General features: G+C 34.7%; 19 protein-coding genes. 12 read left to right on the forward strand and 7 right to left on the reverse strand.

Annotation, left to right across the window (positions count from 1 at the left end; translation table 11 throughout):
- The first annotated feature begins 116 nt into the window (after positions 1-116).
- The 5 genes from OOL03_RS00450 (at position 117) to OOL03_RS00470 (ending at position 7,612) form a co-directional block, all read left to right on the forward strand.
- On the forward strand, positions 117-1,358 hold the full coding sequence (locus tag OOL03_RS00450) for a hypothetical protein (protein ID WP_264707393.1): 1,242 nt from the start codon (positions 117-119) through the stop codon (positions 1,356-1,358).
- Positions 1,359-1,452: 94 nt separating this feature from the next.
- Positions 1,453-1,827 (forward strand): hypothetical protein, encoded by a 375-nt coding sequence (locus OOL03_RS00455; protein ID WP_253303543.1) that lies wholly within the window; start codon positions 1,453-1,455, stop codon positions 1,825-1,827.
- Between the two features lie 44 nt (positions 1,828-1,871).
- On the forward strand, positions 1,872-4,226 hold the full coding sequence (locus OOL03_RS00460) for a VirB4 family type IV secretion/conjugal transfer ATPase (RefSeq protein ID WP_264707394.1): 2,355 nt from the start codon (positions 1,872-1,874) through the stop codon (positions 4,224-4,226).
- A complete protein-coding gene (locus OOL03_RS00465) occupies positions 4,207-7,005 on the forward strand; it encodes a hypothetical protein (protein WP_264707395.1) in 2,799 nt (932 codons plus the stop codon). The genes OOL03_RS00460 and OOL03_RS00465 overlap by 20 nt, the downstream gene beginning before the upstream one ends.
- 121 nt (positions 7,006-7,126) lie before the next feature.
- Complete coding sequence (locus tag OOL03_RS00470; RefSeq protein WP_182321229.1) at positions 7,127-7,612, forward strand: WBM0748 family T4SS-associated protein; 486 nt, start codon at positions 7,127-7,129, stop codon at positions 7,610-7,612.
- Here OOL03_RS00470 and OOL03_RS00475 read toward each other — a convergent pair.
- Positions 7,609-8,100 carry an SH3 domain-containing protein gene (locus tag OOL03_RS00475; protein WP_007551030.1) on the reverse strand — a complete coding sequence of 164 codons (492 nt, stop codon included), beginning with the start codon at positions 8,098-8,100 and terminating at the stop codon, positions 7,609-7,611. The genes OOL03_RS00470 and OOL03_RS00475 overlap by 4 nt on opposite strands.
- 70 nt (positions 8,101-8,170) lie before the next feature.
- On the opposite strand from OOL03_RS00475, the gene OOL03_RS00480 reads away from it, so the two are divergent.
- Together OOL03_RS00480 and OOL03_RS00485 are read left to right on the forward strand one after the other, a co-directional pair.
- Complete coding sequence (locus OOL03_RS00480; RefSeq protein ID WP_264707396.1) at positions 8,171-9,535, forward strand: pyruvate dehydrogenase complex dihydrolipoamide acetyltransferase; 1,365 nt, start codon at positions 8,171-8,173, stop codon at positions 9,533-9,535.
- Positions 9,536-9,604: 69 nt separating this feature from the next.
- Positions 9,605-10,429, forward strand: coding sequence for a hypothetical protein (locus tag OOL03_RS00485; protein ID WP_264707397.1), 825 nt, complete (start codon positions 9,605-9,607; stop codon positions 10,427-10,429).
- Positions 10,430-10,474: 45 nt separating this feature from the next.
- On the opposite strand, the gene OOL03_RS00490 is transcribed toward OOL03_RS00485, so the two are convergent.
- The 3 genes from OOL03_RS00490 to ndk all read right to left on the reverse strand — a co-directional run bounded on the left by OOL03_RS00490 (position 10,475) and on the right by ndk (position 13,829).
- The gene (locus OOL03_RS00490) at positions 10,475-11,695 is read right to left on the reverse strand and encodes a KAP family P-loop NTPase fold protein (protein WP_264707398.1); all 1,221 of its coding nucleotides are present in this window, start codon (positions 11,693-11,695) and stop codon (positions 10,475-10,477) included.
- 3 nt (positions 11,696-11,698) lie between these two features.
- Positions 11,699-12,304, reverse strand: a complete 606-nt coding sequence (gene recR / locus OOL03_RS00495) for a recombination mediator RecR (protein ID WP_010963080.1) — start codon at positions 12,302-12,304, stop codon at positions 11,699-11,701.
- A gap of 1,105 nt (positions 12,305-13,409) precedes the next feature.
- Positions 13,410-13,829 (reverse strand): nucleoside-diphosphate kinase, encoded by a 420-nt coding sequence (gene ndk, locus OOL03_RS00505; RefSeq protein ID WP_015589428.1) that lies wholly within the window; start codon positions 13,827-13,829, stop codon positions 13,410-13,412.
- A gap of 113 nt (positions 13,830-13,942) precedes the next feature.
- Between ndk and OOL03_RS00510 the strand changes: the two genes are divergently transcribed.
- The 3 genes from OOL03_RS00510 to OOL03_RS00520 all read left to right on the forward strand — a co-directional run bounded on the left by OOL03_RS00510 (position 13,943) and on the right by OOL03_RS00520 (position 16,574).
- Positions 13,943-14,740, forward strand: a complete 798-nt coding sequence (locus tag OOL03_RS00510) for a hypothetical protein (protein ID WP_006279845.1) — start codon at positions 13,943-13,945, stop codon at positions 14,738-14,740.
- The gene (gene hemH, locus OOL03_RS00515) at positions 14,741-15,688 is read left to right on the forward strand and encodes a ferrochelatase (protein ID WP_264707399.1); all 948 of its coding nucleotides are present in this window, start codon (positions 14,741-14,743) and stop codon (positions 15,686-15,688) included.
- A 70-nt stretch (positions 15,689-15,758) separates the two neighbouring features.
- A complete protein-coding gene (locus OOL03_RS00520; protein WP_264707400.1) occupies positions 15,759-16,574 on the forward strand; it encodes a hypothetical protein in 816 nt (271 codons plus the stop codon).
- A 3-nt stretch (positions 16,575-16,577) separates the two neighbouring features.
- On the opposite strand, the gene gshA is transcribed toward OOL03_RS00520, so the two are convergent.
- Positions 16,578-17,738, reverse strand: a complete 1,161-nt coding sequence (gshA, locus tag OOL03_RS00525; RefSeq protein WP_182321244.1) for a glutamate--cysteine ligase — start codon at positions 17,736-17,738, stop codon at positions 16,578-16,580.
- Between the two features lie 115 nt (positions 17,739-17,853).
- On the opposite strand from gshA, the gene hslV reads away from it, so the two are divergent.
- Together hslV and hslU are read left to right on the forward strand one after the other, a co-directional pair.
- Positions 17,854-18,408: an ATP-dependent protease subunit HslV gene (gene hslV, locus OOL03_RS00530; RefSeq protein WP_264707401.1), complete on the forward strand. Its 555-nt coding sequence runs from the start codon at positions 17,854-17,856 to the stop codon at positions 18,406-18,408.
- 1 nt (position 18,409) lies between these two features.
- Positions 18,410-19,900, forward strand: a complete 1,491-nt coding sequence (gene hslU / locus OOL03_RS00535) for an ATP-dependent protease ATPase subunit HslU (RefSeq protein ID WP_264705442.1) — start codon at positions 18,410-18,412, stop codon at positions 19,898-19,900.
- Between the two features lie 68 nt (positions 19,901-19,968).
- On the opposite strand, the gene OOL03_RS00540 is transcribed toward hslU, so the two are convergent.
- Both OOL03_RS00540 and OOL03_RS07075 read right to left on the reverse strand, forming a co-directional pair.
- Positions 19,969-20,910: an FKBP-type peptidyl-prolyl cis-trans isomerase gene (locus OOL03_RS00540; RefSeq protein ID WP_253303555.1), complete on the reverse strand. Its 942-nt coding sequence runs from the start codon at positions 20,908-20,910 to the stop codon at positions 19,969-19,971.
- On the reverse strand, positions 20,903-21,910 hold the full coding sequence (locus OOL03_RS07075) for a polyprenyl synthetase family protein (protein WP_264707402.1): 1,008 nt from the start codon (positions 21,908-21,910) through the stop codon (positions 20,903-20,905). Before OOL03_RS07075 ends, OOL03_RS00540 begins: the two co-directional genes overlap by 8 nt.
- Positions 21,911-21,929: the final 19 nt, after the last annotated feature.

Raw genomic sequence — 21,929 nt, forward strand, 5'->3', positions numbered from 1 at the left:
ACCTTCCAATAAGCAAGTTGCCGCAATTATTTATAATATGGCATAATTGCCCAGTTTTAATGTAAAATTAACGCTAAAAAGGTATCTATACATTTTATTATGTATGGAGGAATGTTATGCACAGTCCCTTTAAAAAACCTAAGAGTAAGGAAGGAGATATTAACCAACAATTGAGCAACACTATATACAAAAAGGTAACAGCAGAAAATTATCAAGAAAATCAAGATGAGACTTCCAAAGAATGCAAAAGGTTGTTCAAGCAGGGAGCTAGTCCTAAAACATTGGCTGAATTGGAAAAAATACTGAGAGAACGACAAAATGAGCAGGCTATTGCAAAACACTTAGAGTCATCCAAGCAAGGAACTAGTCCTGAAGCATTAGCTGAGTTAGAAAAATCAGTGGGGAAAAAAAGAGAACATTATAATAATTATATCCAACACTTTCTTCCAGCGTTGAAAGCAGAAATAACAGAGTCAAAAAAACTAGACTCAAAAAAAAAGGCAGCAATAGTACAAACAATTTTGGATGTTACTAACAGGAGCAGCAGTGTAAGCTCAATACCAAATGCTGTTGAAGAAAATATTGAAGATCAAATGCAGCTAAAACATATTGAAGAGCAAAACAACACACAAGAAACACCCTTGAATGTAGCTGAGAAAAAAAGTGGTGATAATAAAATACTTAGTAATTCAGATGTTACAGAGGAAGTGTTTGAAAAATGTAGCAAGGTTGTGAAAGAAATAGAGGAGAAGCAAACTTCTAAACTCAGTAGTGGCAATGACTCAGATAGTGGAATAGACTCACCTAGAACGAGTAAAGAAAGTTTGAAATCACCAGTAAGTAGCAGAAGGAGCAGTTTAACTTTAGTAACAAGCACTTCATCTGAGGAAAGTTTAAACTCAACATTGAGCTCTGTTGAAGGAGATAATGGCTTACAACCAGAGGATGAAGGAGAGACAAAATTAGCACACCTAACTAAAACAAGGTCCAAAGGGCCAAGTGGACGAAGATCTCCTTCTAAACATCATGAGAAGAAAGATCCAATGCAACCCGAAGAAAAAGAGGAGAAAGCTGTTTCAAGCAAACAAGAAGCTTCTAAAGATATCCTATCTAAAAAACAATCCAATGATAGAAATCTTCACGTTGCACTTGCAGCAGGTTGTGCTCTTCTAGCAGTGGGATGTCTTGTTGCAGCAGCAATAGCAAAATTAGGAATATTGTGTGTCATAGGAGCAGTATTTGCTATAGAGGCAATAACTACATGGTATTTAACCCCTTCAAGTGAATTAACATCCACCAATTTGAGTCGTCCTGTTGATGATAAGAGCTTACAGCATGTTCGCAGCGGTAAAAATTAAATATGTGTTACTTGTAGTGGATAAGTGAATTCAGTTCTTGCCTATTGATATAAAAGTTGTTATATTTGAGGAATGTTTAAAAGGTGTTTAGTTGATGCGCATTCAATTGAATAAAGTTTTGGTTTTTATAGCCTTATTAAGTTTCATTTTTGCATCATATTCTAGCGAAGCAAGTTCGGCGAGTGATGAATTAAAGGGTATACAAGAAACGGTAAAAAATTTTATTTCTTCATTTTCAGTTAAAGATACTGTAGAAAATATGAGTCCTTCAACAATCATAGGGTTGTGTATAGCTGCAGTGATACTTGCAGTAGTGTTCAGAGGTCTAATCTTTTTTATGATAATGTTTGGTGTACTGGTCCTGATGTTCGGTAGTACAGAAAAGGCAACAGACTACTTAAAAGAAAAATTTAACTTTACAAAAGATATAAAATTACAATCCGATAGCGAAAAAAAAGATAAAAATTAAGATAGTATTTTTATCTTTTTTAATTATCTTTATTGAATACGCATATGCAGTTAAAAGTACCAACAGTTAACTCTAAGCTTAAAAAAAAGAACAACTTAGCATTACTAGAAAGCATTGATTTAGATTTTGTTCCTTATGCTTGTCATTACGATGAAGAAACCATACTCACAAAACAGGGAGAATTGTTAAAAATAATCAAGTTAGAAGATTATTCTTCTGTTGATAACTACAGCGACCTCAGAACTGAAATTAGAAAAAGCATATCAAAAAATATTAATAGCCTGTATTTTACCGTTTGGATTCATACCGTTAGAAAGCGCAATAAACTGAGCTTGAAATGGAATAAAACTGAAGACTTCTCTGACAACCTACATTCAACGTGGTTTAATAAACTAACTGATAGTAAATTACAGTATATAAATGAACTATACATTGTAATATTGTTTAGCGATTTTGGCAAGCATACTAATAATTCGTTTTTTTTCAATAGAATAAAGAATAAGCATAAGTTGTCTTTACAAGAAAGCCATCAGGAGTTGCAAAAGATAACTGACGTAATTCAAAATGATTTAGGACCTTTTGGAGCTAAAAAACTGAGTCTAAGGTTTAGTGAAGGTAAAATATATTCTGAAATGATAGAATTTCTCCACTATATTGTTACATTAACGCACAAAGATTATCCAATACATGAAAGGGACCTGTCGCAATATATTAGAAATTTTAAAATAGCTTTTGGTTTCAATACGTTTCAAACAATATTTGAAAATCAACAGAAATTTGGCTCTATTTTCAGCATAAAAGAATACCGGGAAATCTCTTTAGGTAATATAGATAGATGCTTGCAGCTTGAATCTGAATTTATCATTACAGAAATAATGATATTTACTAGTAATAACAAAGCAATAAAAGAATTTAAAAAACAAATCAACATGCTGCAAATTAGTGAGGATAATACCTTACTTAAAAGCTCAGGAATTGAAGAAATAATAGAGCTTGAAAAGACCTCTAGTATAGACTTCTGCCAACAGAAAATTATTTTTACAATATTTGCAGATGATAGGAATAAGTTAGCTGAAAGTATTAGTGATTTATCTTCTATAATGTCATTAGTTGGCTTCATGATGTTTAGAACTGATTTACATATGGAAAGTCATTTTTGGGCACAACTTCCAGGCAATTTTGCTTTTATTACGCAACCGAAAAATATCTTAACAAAATACGCTTGCAGCTTTGCTATGCTGCACGATTTTACGTCAGGTACATTAAAAGGAAGAAGGTGGAAAGAAGCGGTAATGATTTTTTTCTCAAAAAAAGGAAATCCTTACTTCTTTAATTTTCATGGAAAAAGAAATAATGGCCATACTACGATACTCGGAGCTCCAAATTCAGGCAGAACTTCACTCATTAATTTTCTATTATCAGAATCAAGAAAGTTTAACCCAAGAATTGTCATATTGGATAACACTGGAAAATCAATAATTTTTACTAAAGCAGTGAGTGGTAAATATTACATAATCGATCCAAAATATAAGGACAAAAGCCTAAAATTTAATCCACTAAACATTGAAGATAGTGCTTCCAATCGCAATATGTTGGTTGAACTGATCAGAAGAATGGTAGCCGATACGAGCTTGGTGGACGTAGAAGAAAAGATAAGAAAAATCGTGGATTCTATATTTGCTATACCAAGGGAATCGCGTTCTATTTCACAAATTTCTGAGGTGCTCTTGCTTCTCGAGGGTAAGATAAGTAGATGGTGTGACGATGGTGACTTTGCTTACTTATTTCAAGATGGTAATGAATCAGATATTGACTGGGAAACAAAAATTATATCTCTCAACACCGCAAACCTTACAAAACAAAAGGAATGTATGTCCGTGATACTTTACTATTTTTTATATTCTTTTGAGGCAAAATGTGATGGCTCGCCTGCAATACTTGTTTTGGATGAAGCATGGGAGATAAGTAATATTTTTCCTACAGAGAAAGAGTTTGATAACTGGATGCAAAGAATGACGGAACTAAATGTTGTAGTAATCCTAAGTACTGAGAATTTAAATCTCGCATTTGCTAGCAAATTTACTCAATATTTAGATAAACATGTTGATACAAGAATCTTGATGCCGAACGTCAATGCAAATAGATTATACATGAAGGCATTTTCTCTATCGAAAGAGGAGCTGAATATAATTCTGCAGACGCCAACACAGGAAGGTTTATTTTTGATAAAACAGTACAAAGGATTAGTAACCTTAAATCTGGATTTGAAGGATATGCAAGAAATACATGTACTTTCAGCTAACAAAGAGACTATAAAGTATATGTATGAGGCAATAAAAGAAAAAGGAGAAGAAGTTAATGAGTGGTTACCGGTATTTTATGAGAAGTGTAAAGCTTAATTTCTTATTGATATTTTTTTTGATACTTGGTCTTTCGTATCAAGGATATGCTGATTGTCCAACATTTGTAGAAAGTAATACTTGGTGGGAAGCAATAGTTGGTGAAGATTGGGTAAAGGAAATTAAGGTGCAAGCAATAAAAGATCAAGGAGTTGATGGTTACTTTAATCCCAAAATTAGAGTATGTGCTTATGATGGACAAAGTTATTGTTATGGCTTACAAAGTGGGGAATCCTGCCGCCAGATATATGGAACGCAAGGTACAGGAGCTGGAGTTTCTGCTGCAGCTTTTATCGACTGGGAAGGAGATAAAACAAAAGCTGGAGGAGAAATTGCTCGGGGTCTTAAATGGGAATGGGCAGACGGTGTTACTGATGAGGAAAAAAGAAGATTCGCTAACTCTCCTAAAATATGTGCTTGCAGTCAAAAAGGGGCTTGTATGTCAGGAATTTCTTCATGGGGTTCTAGAGTATTTTCGGGTGAGAATATTTTCCGTTCTGGGGAGATGGAAAAAGTCTGTGATACCTGCTACCAAACGGCAGTAAAATGTGCTCCTGTGCCATTTGCACCTAGCCCCCCTCCATTCTGTGAACAACTTGCGATGTCACCTCCACAAGTTAGAATTGTTCCTATAACAAATGAAGATAATGATTACTTCGATCCAAGAGTTGGGGTGATAATTAGCGGACTGGAGGAAAGAAAAGAGTTAGGTTTTCCACACGTTGTTTCAAATAATGAGAACATTCCAAATCACTCATATACTGTTACAGATAAGGATACTCACTATTACTTCAAAACCTATAGAAAAAAGGGCCAGCTCTGCGCTGAATACCATGGAACTCAAAGTATAGACAAAAAAAATCCACAGTTCGTCCGCTGTTTCCCGGCACCACCTGCTCCAGAGCCTGAGATAGTGAAGGTAGCAAATGAAAACACGCTAGAAATAAAAATGAAGATGAGCGAGAGCACTTGTACTTATAGAGCACATGGAGTCTACAGCAATGGTGTCTGTACTTTCAATGTTATCACTAATTCTACTAAGAACATCGGCCCTCTATCTTTAAAAGTAGTAAAACCAGCAATAGTAGCAAAAACGACTGACAGTAGTAACACAAAAAGTTACATTGATAATATTATAGAAGGTATATTAGAAAGTAATCCGCAACAATTTAAAGTTCTGAAAGAATATGGCTATGTTCCTGATATTGAAACGGAATGTAAAGAGTTTCAGGGGAATAAGTGCAAATTGAACAACTTAGGACAACCAGAAATAGAAGTAAAGTATAAAGGAAATTCTAACAGTAAAATGCTTTGTCTTTCTGGATGGCAGCCAGAACCAGAGGAGTTTGTTCTTGAAAGAGAAAATAAAATAATACCACTAAAATTAATGGGAACAAGATATACTAAATACAATGCTGTTTACTCCAAGGAATCAAATCAGTTCTATTATCTTCCAAGCAAGGAAATAGTTTACCCTTTGAAAGAAACTCAAGAGAGGTTGGATAAAATAATATTTAATAAGCAAGAGTATGGTTTCTTCCCTGATGAAAATGAGCAGAAGAAGGAAGAATGCAGTTATTGTGTGAAGAAAGATAGCAAAATAGACGAAAAATTAAAATCTGGTGAAGGACTGAAAGTAGTATACAAATTGACGGATGTAGAGCATAAAGAAGGATGTGAGCAAGGTGATGATGGTTGCATCTGCTTTGATGGAAAGTGTAGCCGTTCAAAACAATATTTGAATAAAAATGAAGATGATAAGCCATTCTACTTAAGGTATGAGGAAGTGGATTGTAAAGATAAGGATGGTAAAGTATTAAGAGATGAAAAAAATGAAGTACGAAAGTGTACACAATTAAAAGATCAACTGATTAAAGCAAACAGAACAGAGGTTTTTTACGCTGATAAATTGTGTAGGTTCGATTTAGAAGGTCTCAAAGAGAAGTTAAAAGAGATAATCGAGAAACAACTGGAAAAAGAGAAACAAGAACCGGAAAAAAAGAGCGAAAAGTCCCATGTTTTTGGAAGTGGAGATTATGATGTGGATGGCTCACAAATAACATCTAGCCGTGTTGAAATAGAAGTGTGGGGATGTGGTGAAGCAGGTCACATAAAAGATACACCTTACACTTACACACCTAATTCCACTGAAAGTAGAGTAGGAATGCCAGGAGATTATATTAAAGCTGAATTGGAAATTGATCTTGATTATCCTATAATTAACATTAAAGTTGAACAGGGAGGAGGTAACAGGGAAAAGGAATATACAGATAAGGATGGGGGTCCTATTTTTATAAGAAAGTGTCGTTTAGGTAAACAAGAGTGCAAGGATTTAATCACTATGGGAGGCGGAGACATCTATAAAATATATGAGTATAAGGATTATACCGAACCAATAATTGATGATAGTGTAAAATTAAAAGAAAAAACCACAACAACAGGATTGCGGGTTACTGAAGATAATAAAATAATATATATAGAAAATGGTGAAATCAAGCATGAAACAGTAAAGTGTAGCAAGGGTTTTGGAAGCAGTAAACCTGGTGCAGGTGGTTGCATTGATAAAAGCAAAAGAATTTATGGTAAAGGCTCTGCAGGGCAGGTGAAGGTAACGCCTATTATAAAGGGATTTGACATAAACATAATAAATGATGCTATTGAAAAAATGATAGGAAATCGATATGATCCCGGGGAGGTTAGGGATTTTTCGAGGAGTGAGTTTGACACGAGTTTAACTAAGATGATTGAAGAGGAACTCAAAAAAGAATTGTTAAGGTAAAAAGATATAACTCTGAAAATTATGCTCTCGTTTTAATAATTAATTAAAGTAAAGCATGTAGTAAATGGTGTAATTGCTGTATCTTAACAAAAAGGTATAACGAATGTAAGGAGGGTACTTTATGTCTCTAAAGAATAAAATTTCTGAGCTAATAGAACAACAATTTAGCATTAAATACCATGACAATTATTTGGCTTACGCTATACATAAGTGGGCTGCAAGCGAAATATCTAATTCTATTGCTTTTTGCATAATTGGTTGTGGAAATTGCAAGATTGGATATCAAGATGCTGCAAATTCGTTCAACATAACAAAAGAAGAAATTGAACAAGGCAATATTGCAAGCATAGAAAGTAAAATAAAAAATGAAGCTGAAAAATCAGGTAGCGAGTTTTCTGAGTTGATTTCTAGAATGGATCAATCGCTAAAAGAGCAGAGTGAAAAGTCTATTGTACAAATTTTAGATTCATCCGCTGAGGAGATGTTAAGGAGTTTCTGTGATAGCCCTGTACAGTCTCCAGAGCCTCAAGAACCCTCTGCTTCATCTGAAGAGCATGCTACAGAAGGCCCAGAAACTAGTGTTAATTCAGATCTTTTGTCAACCTAATCAACCCCATATATATGTTTTTTTTGTACCCATGCTTTGCGTTTTGGGGTGGAAAGAAAGCACCATTCTTCGTTGCATTTTTCTATCTTCATCACAACAAACTTGTCTATTTTCATAGTAATCTTGCTGTCTACACTCTGTTTTTGATATCCATAAGTATCTTCTTTTACAATCGCGTAGCGCTTATCACTAAGAAGATTGCCTTTTATCCATCCGCAGTCTTCATCTATATCGCAGACCTTTTTCCAACTCTCAAACTCTTCTATCACTTTCAGGGGCAGATTTTTGCAAGTGTATATCCATTTTACAGGATAGTGAAACCCTGGCCCCGTTCTCATGTTGATCTTATTTGATTTGGTTGAAACAAAGTTGTTAGCAAACAAGCTATGGCTAAATAATAAAAACAATAGGATAATAGTACTGAACCAAGATCCCAGTGTCACGCACTGGGATAACGTGAGGGATAGTGTAACAGACTTATTCATCATAATTCACGATTAGGTTGACATAAGATAAAGAGTAAATTAAAAATTGAATAGATCTTTAAATGCAAAATCAATGCCTATAGAAATATTAATGCCTGCTCTTTCACCGACAATGAGCAAAACTGGAGGAAAAATTGTAAAGTGGCATAAAAAAGAACAAGACAAAGTTGAAGTAGGCGACGTAATTGCTGAGATAGAGACTGATAAAGCCATAATGGAGTTTGAATCTATAGATGAAGGAGTCATAGCAAAAATTTTAGTAACAGAAGGAACAAGTGGCGTGTCTGTAAATCAACCAATAGCTTTAATGCTGGAAGAAGGAGAAGATGAAAGTGCACTTAACAACTATACTTCAACTTCCATCAATAGTGCAGTTAAAAAGGAAGTGACAAAAAGTGCTGTTGATAATCAAAAATCAGAACACCAAGATTTAAACGGAAAGCCAATAAGTCATTCTTCGGTGTCATTCCAGCGCGTGACGCTGGAATCCAACCCCTCAATGTCATCCCAGTGCTTGACGCTGGGATCTAGAAAAGAAGAATGGATCCCAGTGTCAGCTACTCAGATGACAGAGGGTTATGCAGAAGGTAGAACAAAAATAAGCCCATTAGCTAAGAAAATAGCTCAAAATGAAGGGGTTAATGTGCAGCAATTAAAAGGTACAGGACCATATGGTCGCATAATTAAGGCTGATGTGTTGGAGTTTTTAGGCAGTGGTATACATACTGAAAGTCCTGAGAAAGATACCATAGTTGAAGTAAGCAACATGCGCCAAGTGATAGCACAGCGCCTGACTGAATCAAAACAGAATGTTCCACATTTTTATTTAACTGTAGATTGCCAGGTTGATAAGTTAATATCGTTAAAAAACGAGATTAACTCAGCAGATGAAAACAATAAAGTAACAATTAATGATCTAATCATAAAAGCTGCAGCTTTCAGCATGAAAAAATTTCCTGATATAAATTCTTCGTGGATAGATAATAAAATACTGAGATATTCAAATATAGATATTTCAATCGCTGTGGCACTTGAAGATGGGCTAATTACTCCTATAGTAAAAAATGCTGATAAAAAGGGTATTTTATCTATATCAAAAGAAGTGAAAGATTTAGTAAGCAGAGCAAGATCTGGAAAATTGAAACCTGAAGAGTTTCAAGGAGGAGGGTTTACTATCTCCAACTTAGGGATGTTTGGTATAAAAGCCTTCAGTGCTATAATCAATCCGCCGCAATCTTGCATTATGGCAGTTGGTGCATCTAAAAAACAACCAATTGTTATGAATGAGAAAATAGAAATAGCAGAAATAATGACAGTAACGCTCTCTGTTGACCATAGAGCAGTTGATGGGGCACTCGGAGCAAAGTTTTTAAATGCCTTTAAGCATTATATAGAGAATCCTCTGGTGATGCTTATTGAAACTGCGGTAATCTATTAGCATTGTTATTACAAAATTAATACCTCTAAGTTTATACTTTTATTAGTTAATAGGTTTAGAGGTAAAAAAATGAATACTACAGTAGAAAAAAATAATCCAAAAATTTTTCCTAAAAATGAAGGAAAGATTAACTCAAAAGGCATGGTTGCCCCACCTGTTCCTCCGAAATCTTCCAAAGCTAAATTTGCTGGAATAAAAGCAATTTTTGAGCGAAATGTACCTCATTCTCAAGCAAATGATAGTAATAAAACAGTGAGTAGCAATCTTGGAAGAACATTTGGCCCAACAATGCAAAAACTCATGGAAGACAACATTCATAGCACTCCTAACAAACAACGCCGCAATTCAGGGGATAGTGGTATCAGTGATATTAGTAGCAGCACTTCTGATGATGAGGATAGAACAATAAAAGATAAAATGATGGAAAATGTTAAGCAGGATAACCATCAAAAAAGCTTTGATTTACATAAAGTACAAGCAACTGATGAATTAGAAACCGTAAAATTTCTCAAAACGCTAAGCAAGAAAGAAAGAGAAAAACTTGGTTTTTCTCCTAAACAGCAAAATAACCAAAAGGTTGAGACTAGCAAAAAAACTTATAATCCACTTGATTGGAATCCAATCTATCAAGGTAAAAAGCTCTTTAGCTTAGGCGATATGTCGAGTAATTCGTCTTCATGTAGTGAAAAAAGCAATATTTCAGATGTAAGCGATAAGTCTAATAATTCAAACATTGTTAGATGTAATATTACTAGGAGTAACAGTAAGGAAGACCTTCGTAAACCTGATGCTTCACATAATGACAAATCTGCAGGTAAAAAATTATCTAATGTCAATGTAAGCGAATTAATCAGAAAGTTTGAACAAGGTAATGACATAGTAAAAGGGCGTTAATCAAATGTTACCCTATCTTTGTATATGTAAAGGTAGGGTATCTTTTCAAAATAGTATATCCTTTATAGCTTTGTTAATTTTTGACTCCCTCTCTGCAAAAGCAGTTTCTAGAGAGGTTTTAAGTTTTTCCCATTCTTCTTGACCATTTAGAACTAAAGATTTATATTCATTTTCAATTTTTTCCAATGCTCTTTGATATGAAAAACCTAATTCCTCATATATATCAATATTTATCGATTGCAGTATTACCAAAAATGAAAACAAATTCGGATCAGGTAATTCTTCTCTTGTGTGATTCAGAAGACACAGCTTTATTTTTTTTACGCAGTATTCTATTGTTTTTAACGATAGTGACAGGCTTTCTGCATAAAATATAAAACTATCTACAATCAAATTTTTTGACTTTTTCGGTAATTTAATATTTTCAAATAGTTCTTTTGTAAATTTTTCTATCGGTTGTTTTGGCAAATGTAAAGAGAGATCAGTAAAAGATTTTAGGTCAAAATTTGGTCCAAGTATTGTGCTGATTGCTCTTTGTACATTACTCTTATCTTTACTTACAGAAATAATGAAAACCAGCCCCTCCACATCAAGCATATACTTTATAGATTCCAAAAAATCGACAACGAATTTAGGACGGCACACATCAAGATTATCCACCATTATATAAATGTTTTTGTCTTTTCTGATTTTATTAACCACATCCGCTAACTGTGTTTTAAAATCTCTAGTACTCTCTTTTCTTCTTTGGAGAAGACTTAATTCACTCAAGACAAAACCTATGTCTTTTTTATCAGCCTCTTTTGCAGCATCAAGAAATACTGAAAGCATAGCAAGTGGAGATTTACTGATCAGCTTTCCTAGTGTGTTTAGAGAAAATAGCTCTTGGTTTATGTTCTTGAACTGTTGTATAACACTTCTTTTTACTTTATACGATACAAATAAATCTTCAAATAGGAAATTTAAAAAAGAAGGCAGTGGTTGGTCCAATGCATTGATATCCCATGCACTATAATAAGCTGCAATTTCATTTTGCTGTTTTAACTCTTTTACCCATTCTTTCAAAAAAAACGTCTTGCCCCATCTATCATATCCTTCCAAAGATATTATTGTAAAAGACTGATCAATTGTTTTAATTATAGTGTTGAATTTACCTGAAAATTGCTTATAGTTTAGGTGGTCATTTTCCCAAGCCACCACTTTAAGTGGTGGCACTATTTTTTTCTTTTTGAATGTTATTAGCGATATAAGTTTTTTTAAGCACATGTCTTATTTTATATTTAACTCATATTCTTGTCTTGAAGTAAGTGCTATCCTCAGCGTTCCTTCATCAAGATAGTCAATTTCTCCGCCCATTGGTATGCCGCAAGCAAGGCGTGATATTTTCACATCCAAATTTTTTAGCAATTCAATTATATATTGTGCAGTAACTTGGCCCTCTAATGTCGGATTAATTGCGATAATTATCTCTTCAATTTTAGACTCTGTCACTCTTTTCAGAATAGTGTCAAGGTTGAGTTCTTTTGGACCTATGCCATTTATTGCAGACAATCTGCCACCCAAAACATGGTATAAACCTGAATATATATTTCCTTTTTCAAACGCCCATAGATCACCTAATTCTTCTACTACACACAGTAACTTAGTGTCACGTTTTGGGTTAGTACAAATAGAACAAGGTGACTTAGTATCTAGATTTCCGCAAACTTCACACTCTATTATAAGATCTGCTAGCTCTTTAATCAAAGATGCAAGTGGTAGCATAACTTTTTCTTTGTTTTGGAGTAAATGTATAACTAACCTGCGTGATGATGATGGCCCTAAACTTGGCAATTTAGAGAAAGCATGAACTAGATTCTTTATGTTAACGTTCATTCAATAAATTCAGAATAGGCAGTCAAATGGTAACATCAAACCCTTTGTAAAGAAAGTGGTAAGTTTCTCTTGATCCCACTTTGATCAGCTATAGAAAAAATTTTTTACTTTAACGAAAAAAATTACTTCCGCACACTTAAAGCCTGATTATAATAGACTTCTTGCATAACCCAAACTAAGTAGAAAAAAGGTATCATCCAAGTAGCTGACACTGGTTCCTTTATGACGGCAGTACCTTCTCCTGTCATCCGAGTAGCCGACTACTTGGATCCAGGAAATTTAACTCTACCAAGTAAATGTACAATAAGAACTAGATTCCAGACTGGAATGACAGCAGTCCTACGTCATACCGCGATTCATTCTCGGTATCTCTAGATCCCGCTAACAAGTAGCGGGATGACGGTTGTCAGGCTAGCTGTCATCCCAGTGCCCAGACACTGGGATCCAGAAATTTTAATTGTAAGTAAGCATACTGGGTTGATAAGTATAAAAGTAGCTAGAAAATAAACATTTTGATGAGATTATATGGAAAACTGGATGCCAGTGTCAAGCACTGGCATGACACCCTTCACGGACTTTTAAATTACTTTAGCTATAAATATTAAGAAATTTACCAAATGAAAAAAAAGGCAAAAGAAGCCCTGGGGTTATTATCCGCTTTAAAATATTGGCGTTTTTTATGTTTTAAACGCTTGACAAGCAAGATTAAGCTGCTTTTAATTGCAACTAACTTACGCTGCAAATGTTTAAGAAATTTACTAAGCAGAAAAAAAGATAAAGAATCCCCGAGTTAGCTAGTCTTTTACTATCTCTGTCGAGTATTGGCATTTTTTGATGTCTTGTAACGCTTTATAAGCGCGTTCAGCTTATTTAGATAAAAATCTAGATGTAGATGAAGTTTTGTAAAGACATACAGTATCTATATACTGCAAAAAATTGAACATAAGACGCCGATACATTAAGTAATCCTTACCTTTTAATCTGCAGATTGGCGAAAGCAAATACAATAGCTTCAGTTTCATGATAAGGGGGCTGGTGAGGTTTGTCAAGGAAGTTTTTTCGTTTCTATGTTGTCAGCTACTTGGATGACGCCAATCTGAGTTGACTACACCAACTCACATTCAGCAAAAAAGAAAGCTATCTCCTTACGAGCATTTTCTAGACTATCTGAGCCGTGAACTCTATTTTCACTAATATCATCAGCAAAATCACCCCTGATTGTGCCTTTATCTGCCTGCTTTGGATCGGTAGCTCCCATGATTTGTCTGTATTTACTTACTGCATTTTCACCAACTAAAACTTGAACTACCACAGAACCAGAGGTCATAAACTCTACTAATTCCCCAAAAAAAGGCCTATCTTTATGAATTTCATAAAACAGCTCTGCTTGTTTTTTTGTTAGTAACATCATTTTTTGTGCTGTGATTTTCAGCCCAGATTGTTCGATGTAGGAATTTATATTGCCTGTAATATTATTTTTTACTGCATCAGGTTTTAAGATTGAAAGTGTCTTCTCAATTGCCATATTATTTCCTTATATAGAATAGTACATTTATAGATTTATTTTATTACAAATTTTAATTTCATAGAAGTGATTTTTTATCTATAATTAAGGACAAATCATCAAGGAGGTATTGTATGGGTAAATGTTGTAAAAATAACACTACTAAACAAGCTGAATCTACTACTAAAAAATTAGTAAGTAACTTTAAGTCATCGCTTTTGTGTGGAACAAAAGGGTTTTTGACTTTTAGTCTGGCATTTTTAAGTTATTTGGAATATAGTTCACATCATAATACAAAATTAAAAGAAGGTGCTGCCTTTGCAATGAAAAGAAACACTATTCCATTTCTTGAAATGACAATCATAGCACCGCTTGTTTGTTTTGCACTGCCAGCTATGCTAGGCAGTATGAGCCTCATGCAATGCGCACTTTTATGTGCTGCCTTAATGATTGCCACATGTTTTATTGTCAGAACTTTTCATCTGCGTGAGAAGTTAATGGAAAAAATCACTAACCATAGTAGAAAAGAAATAGACGCGGAATTTAAGAAAGATACTATAAAATTTCCTATTTTTGATCAAAATAGAAAACACATCGAGTATAATTCGCCCAATTCAGGGCAACCACTGAATGAAACGAGTAGCACCTCTCTTTTCGTTAAAGTTTTACTTTTCCCTCTAAAGGTTCTTTTGAAGGTCCTGCAAAGTTGTATAATGCTATCTTTAGCTGCTGTTGAACTTCTTGAAACCGTGCCAAGTTTTTGTGTTGATCTGTTTTTTGATAGAAGTTTTGAATCCACACAGAGTAACATGCAGAGATTTGGCCACTTATTGTATGCAAATGTGAGAAATTTAGTGCCTATAACTAAATTTGATGAGTGTGTAGCTAATTTTATAGGTACCCCGAAAGTAACTTGTTGTAGTAGTGCGTAGGTGAAAAAGGCAGTTATCTTATTTAATCTTGGCGGGCCTGATTCACTAAATGCGGTCCGTCCTTTTTTATTCAACCTTTTTTATGACAGGAGAATAATCAATCTACCGAATCCCTTTCGGTTTCTTTTAGCAAAGTTTATATCTGCGAAACGAGAAAATACTGCACGAAAAATATACGAGGAAATTGGAGGTAAATCGCCAATTCTAGAGAATACAAAAATGCAAGCTAATGCTTTAGAACTAAAATTAAACGAAAATAGAAACCATGTACACAAGGTATTCATCTGCATGCGCTATTGGCGTCCATTTGCTGACGAAGTTATTGAAAGTGTAAAACAGTTTGATCCTGATGAAGTGATTCTGCTGCCACTATACCCTCAATATTCAACTACCACAACTCTGTCATCCATCGAGAATTGGCAAAAAAATGCTAAACGGTATGGCCTAAAATGCAATACAAAAATGATTCACCGTTATTATGATAACCAAGATTTTATTGAAGCTCACGCTAATCTGATAGCTAAGTACTATAAATTGGCTAGCAAAATCGGTAAACCAAGAGTCCTATTTTCAGCCCATAGCTTACCTCTTAGTATCATTAAAAAGGGCGACCCTTATGCTTCACAGATAGAAGAAACAGTAAAATTAATAGTAAAAAATTTGAATATTAAAGATCTTGATTGGTCAATATGTTATCAGAGTAAGATAGGTCCTGTAAAATGGCTAGAGCCAAGCACTGAAAGTGAGCTATTACGCGCAAAAGCTGATGGTGTACCTGTAGTTCTATCACCTATGTCTTTTGTTTCTGAGCATTCAGAAACTCTAGTTGAACTTGATATAGAATATAAAACAATTATCAAGGATGGATATTACTTTCGCGTGCCAACTCTCAGTACCGATCCCTTGTTTATAAAATGCTTAGCCGATTTGTGCATAAATCTCCCTTAAAGTCCTGATTCATAGGGCTTTTCTTTTAGGATTTTATGTGATAGAATAACAGAAAGTTATTAACTATTTCATGCCAAACAAGCTAAAAAAGAAATCTAACATACTCGCACAAAAGGTGCATGATATTTATGATCATGATTTCAGGAAGGTAATCTGCATCACAACAGGTTTAACAGCCCTATTGTGTAAGATTTCACTGCAATTTTGCTGTGAGTTTATTGACAATAACAGATCCAATATCTCCTTTATAAAGAATGTTGCCCGATGGGTGAAATTTCCGACATCTACCCTATACATTGTCCATTCTGCATTTATCTTACGGGATTTGGTAAAAGATTATAAAGACCCTAAAGGTAAAAAAGAATTAGCAAAAATTTTGGGTAAATCGGCTAGTCTTACAAATAGCACCATAGAAGCGTTGATGATGCTGAAAGTCATACATTTTTTGGCTAGAGGTAATGCAGATGTAATAAGTTATGTTAGCTTAACATCAACGATCCTATTTCTGTTTATTTCGGAACCTATAAGTTACTATTATTCATGGAGAAAATACCTAGATAATAAGGATCCTGAAAAGTCTGCTGAGTGTAAGAAGGACCTCATTATCAGCACATTAACTTTGTCGTTAGGTTTATTAAACTTCATATTAAGAAGGATAGAGACTCCAACTATACCAATAAACTTAGGTAATGGTATAATCTATAATTTCAACTTAAGCGTAACAGTCAGCATAATATATAGTGCAGTATTCTTGGTAGTTCAGTTTGATAAACTGTTTAATCAACCTATCAATGATGATCCTTCCACTGAACTTGATGGCGCTAATCATATTAGGCACGATTATGATGGTAATGGTCTCCCCAATGGCGACGTTGTGGGAATGTAAGGGTTAGAGGTGAAAAGACCTTATTTCTACCGCTAATGCTAACACTGCTAATTTACTAACTATATTCCAAAGTGCTAGAGGTTTCTCTTCCACTATTTTGCTAACGTCATAAAATTCGCAGTCAATGGAGTTTAAGCTGGAATATACATCTTTCCTGCTATTACATCGGTATAAGTAACATGTTGGAGTATCTCCTATATAGTATATTAGCGGTTCTGCAGAACTGCTTTTAAATACGTCAATGGTTGGTACACCTTCTTGTATAATAACACTATTGATTGCTATTCCTTCTTTTATCTTTTTCATTTTATGACGCTTTTTTTTATTGAGGTTTAATATTTCCTCTCCACTTGTTGCTGTTATAATGCCCATCCCATATGTGCCATTGCTTGCTTTGATAAAAACGTAAGGTTGTGTTTTTATTTCATATTCCTCATATTTTTTTTGCACTAGAGATAATATTTGGTCAACTTTAGTTGCTACTGCTCCTAGTGATGAATCATCATCAAAATCAACTCCATCACAGCTCTCTGTAAGCACAGAAATTAGCCATGGGTCCATTTTAAATTCGCTACAAAACTCGGACGCTAATTCTTGATAGATTTCAAAATACTTAAATTTCTGCCTGCTATGCCAACCGTATAGTGGGCTTGGTACTATATCTTGCTTTACGTCTTTTAGCGTGTCTGGAATGTGGCTCGTCATATCACGGTTCAGTATAATAACATCAGGCACAAATCCTGAAGTTGTCTTTAATAGAGAGGTTTCCTTCACAATAGCTTCATACGGTTCTATTAAATTGTACGTTTCATTATGAAAGAGGCCAATCTTAGTTTCAAAACCAGCCAGTTGCAGTATTTTCTCTATAGCAAATACGTTTTCTATATACATTTTATTTCGTGTATAATTTTCCGGTATTATAAGAACCTTTTTGTATTGATGTCTTTTAAAGTAGCTTTCTATCAATCTTGCTGCCATCGTTCTTGATTCTTCACTTAAGTTATTGAACCCCGCAGGAAATAAATTAGCGTCCACTGGGGCAATTTTGTAGCTGGAGTTTCTAAGATCTATAGAGCTATAAAATGGCAATGTAAGGCCGTTAAATTTTGCCTCAAACCAATTATTTATACTTTTTTCCAAATCTGGGTGAATTATGTTTTGCATCTACACTTTAAATGTTATAAGGAAGGTATTATATTATAAGCTATAATTAAACATATTTAGCAAATTTGACTAAAGATTAAAGTATAATGGGATTCTTATTTAAAGTGATAGAAAAATGATTCAACACAACAACAGTAAAATGTATGGCACTACTATACTGTCAATTAGAAAAGATAAAAGTGTAGTAGTAATAGGTGACGGACAAGTTTCACTGGGCCACACTGTTATAAAATCCGGAGCAAAAAAAGTTAGGCGTCTTTCTGGTGATTCTGTAATTGCTGGGTTTGCTGGAGCAACAGCTGATGCATTTACTCTCTTTGAAAGACTAGAATCTAAACTTGATAAGCACCCAGGGCAATTAATGAGAGCATGTGTTGAACTTGCAAAAGACTGGAGAATGGATAAATATCTGAGGAAATTAGAGGCTATGATGATCGTTGCAGATAAATCTATTTCATTAGTAATTACGGGAACAGGTGATGTTCTTGAACCTGAAGATGGAATCGCCGCTATTGGCTCTGGGGGAAATTTTGCTCTATCTGCAGCAAGAGCTTTAATTGATATTAAAGGAATATCAATAGAGGAAATTGCGAAAAAGGCTATGAAGGTAGCTGCCGATATATGTGTTTATACAAATCATAATGTAGTTATTGAAAAGATAGAGGAGTGATATGTCTTCCAAGCAAAAAACTTTATGCACCAATTTTTCCAATCAGCCCATAACCCTTTCAGAAGGGCGGTCTTGTAGTAGTGACACCTACGATGAAAAAGATAACCTCTATAAAGATACTAAGAGTGGTTTTGATTCAAATGACAGCGATGTTCAAGTTAATGACAGCACTCAAGTTTTGTTAGATGACCTGCCACCACAGAAGATAGTTAAAGAATTGGACAGATTCATAATCGGACAGGATGATGCAAAGCGTGCTGTTGCTATTGCGCTCAGAAATCGTTGGCGTCGCAATCAGGTTCCATTTCCATTGCGTGATGAAATCATACCTAAGAATATATTGATGATCGGTCATACAGGGGTTGGTAAAACTGAAATAGCTCGTCGCTTAGCAAAACTTGCCGGTGCACCGTTCATAAAAATTGAGGCAACGAAGTTTACTGAAATAGGGTACGTTGGACGTGACGTTGATTCGATAATACGCGATTTAGTTGATGCAGCAATAGTTTTAGTTAAAGAGAAAGCCCGTAAAGCCTTAGCTAAAAAGGCTTTAATTTTAGCTGAGAAAACAATAGTAAACTCTATGGTAGGCGAAAATGCAACCGAAGAGAGTAAAAAAATTTTTAGAGAAAGGTTGAGGAATAAAGAGTTTGAGGACGGAGAAGTTTCTATTAACGTCAGAGAGAGCAAGAGTATGTTACCTACTTTCGATATACCAGGTATGCCAGGTGGGCAAGTTGGTGTGATGAATGTAACAGAAATAATGGGCAAGATGTTTAACGGGAGCAAAAAAACAAAAACTATTACGGTGAAGGTAAAAGAAGCGCGTGAAATATTAATTAATGAAGAAAGTGAAGGGCTAATGGATGAAGATAAGATAATCAAAGAAGCCATTGATCTTGTTAGTAATGACGGTATAGTATTTTTGGATGAAATAGACAAAATTGCAGCGCGTACAGAAGTAAAAGGTGAAGTAAACAGAGAAGGAGTGCAACGCGATCTGTTACCATTACTTGAAGGAACAACTGTTACAACTAAGTATGGCCATGTAAAAACAGACTATATATTATTTATTGCATCTGGTGCTTTTCATCAGTCTAAACCATCTGACCTCTTACCGGAATTGCAGGGTAGATTACCGATCAGGGTAGAACTTAAGGCACTTACTCAAGAAGATTTAATAAGAATATTAAAGGAACCAGAATCTAGTTTGTTAAAGCAGTACATAGCTTTAATGAAAACAGAAAATGTGACACTTGAGTTCACTGATGATGGTATAAAAACCATAGCTGAAATAGCGTTTACAGTTAATAGGCAAGTGGAAAATATAGGCGCAAGAAGGCTTCACACTGTTATGGAGAAGCTTTTAGATGAGATAAGTTTCATTGCTTCTGAGAAAAATAGCGAAAAATTCATTATAGACAGCAAGTATGTAAAAGATAAACTTGAGTCAATTTCGAAGCAGCTTGATTTATCTAAGTTTATACTTTAGGAAAAACGAAAAGCCTACTTTAAGTAGTATAGAAAGTGTTCAGAAGGTCAGCCAGTAGACCTAAAATTTCAGCTATATTCTTTAGGCTGTTTTTCAACAGTAGAATGGTGTGCTGCAACCTCTTGCTTAACATCTAAGCTTAAGTCAATTATTGAGATATTTTCTTCATCATAATCTATGTCTTTTATTAACATATCGTCAGTAATAGTCAAAAGGTCAGGCGGAGAAAGAATAGTTCTTTTATTACCAGCTCTCATTCCCACAACTCCAAGCTCTATAGCAAGTGGTATTTTTTTATCGCCAACCCTAAATTGCACTGTTTGATCTTTGGCTATATATTCTCCATTATGCTCCTTTACGCTATATTTAACCGATATCTCATCACCGCACCTTACTTGTTTTCCAGTCTTGTTAATTAAGTCATTAAAAACCATCAGATTATTTACTGAGTCGGGATATTTATCCTTTATTTCGATCAGTTTGACGTAATAAGAATTAAAATTCATTTTGTTATCATTGGCAATAGTAACTACACGCTCTCCGCCTTCTTTCATACCTATTACCCCTAAACTCACTTCTTTTAGGTTATCTTGACCTATTTTCAAAGTAACATCAGAAACTTTGCTAGGGAGTGTTGCTAAGTTATTATTAGAAATTTTATATATTTGCAATAGGACTTCCAGGCCACAAAAAGCCTTGCTGCCACTGCCTTCAGTAATTTCATAAAAATTTATTGAATCTTCTTCTTTTTGCTGCGTCATTTCTTCTAAATATTCTGTCAGCCCATGCTTTTCAATATAGCGGTCAAGTGCTGATTCAAGTATTGGCTTCACTAGGTAATATGCTATCGTCTGTATCAAACCACCATGCGTGGCATTTATCTCATAAAGCTTGTCCTTTTTTTCCGGTTTACCTTTGTTTATATAGACAATAGTAAACACAAAAGTAGAAGTTAAAGTGAGAATCGTTACTACGGAAATAAGCATTTGTAATATAATTTTTCTAACCATCTTTCTTTACTTGATTCAATAAATCATATAAATAATTAGTATCCCCTGAAAGCGCACTCAAATTATCCAAGCCTTGTTTAAAGAGGCCGTCTATATAGTCCTCTACTTCACTTTTACCAAGCACAGACATTAGGTTATTTGTTTTATCTTGTTTGTAGTCTTCAATATCATCCTTAGCTTGAAAGATAAGCCCTAGATTTATTCCATAGTTATATAACGCTTTACGTTGCTTGTCTGTAGCATCCCCTATTATAGCACCTATTTCACATGAAGCTGCAAATAGTTTTGCGGTTTTCATCAAATGAATTTCTTTTATTTTATCAGCTTGGCCCGACGTCATTCCAGCGTCATACATACAGCCGTACGAATGTTGTAGTTTTAAGGTAGAAAGGGTGTCATGCAAGTAGCTGACACTGGAATCCATTTCATGTTCAGCTCCACTATCGCATGGCTTTTTGCACGAAATGCTTGTAGGCAAAGCCTTCTGGATCCCAGTGTCCGCTACTTGAATGACAGAGGGTTGGGGGCTAAAATCTATATGCTCACTGTTAATATCTAAAGCCTGTCCTCCCACCATTCCCCTAATTCCTATTGCCTGAGAAAGAACTTTTATGATCTCACAGCGTTTCTCATTTAACGAAGATAATACCTCAAAAGCCAGAGTAAGTAGTGCATCTCCGGCAAGCACTGCTGTTGCTTCATCAAATTTTTTATGGCAGCTTAGCTGGCTTCTGCGAGTATCACTGTTGTCCATGCACGGTAAATCATCGTGAATTAGAGAGTAAGCATGAACAAATTCAATTGCTGCAGCAACTGATATTACTTTTTTAGCTTCCGCGTTAAACACTCGCGATGAAGCTACGACTAAAAAGGAGCGTATATGTTTTGCAGGAGCAAGGAGTATATAACGCATAGCTGATATAAGCTTATTCTCGCTATTTTCGGGTAAGAGTTTATTTACTTCTACAATAAGCAAATTTTTTGTTGTTTCGTCTAGCATTTTTGAATTGTTAATTGTT

Source organism: Wolbachia endosymbiont (group A) of Acrocera orbiculus (assembly GCF_947250015.1).
Classification (GTDB): Bacteria; Pseudomonadota; Alphaproteobacteria; order Rickettsiales; family Anaplasmataceae; genus Wolbachia; species Wolbachia pipientis.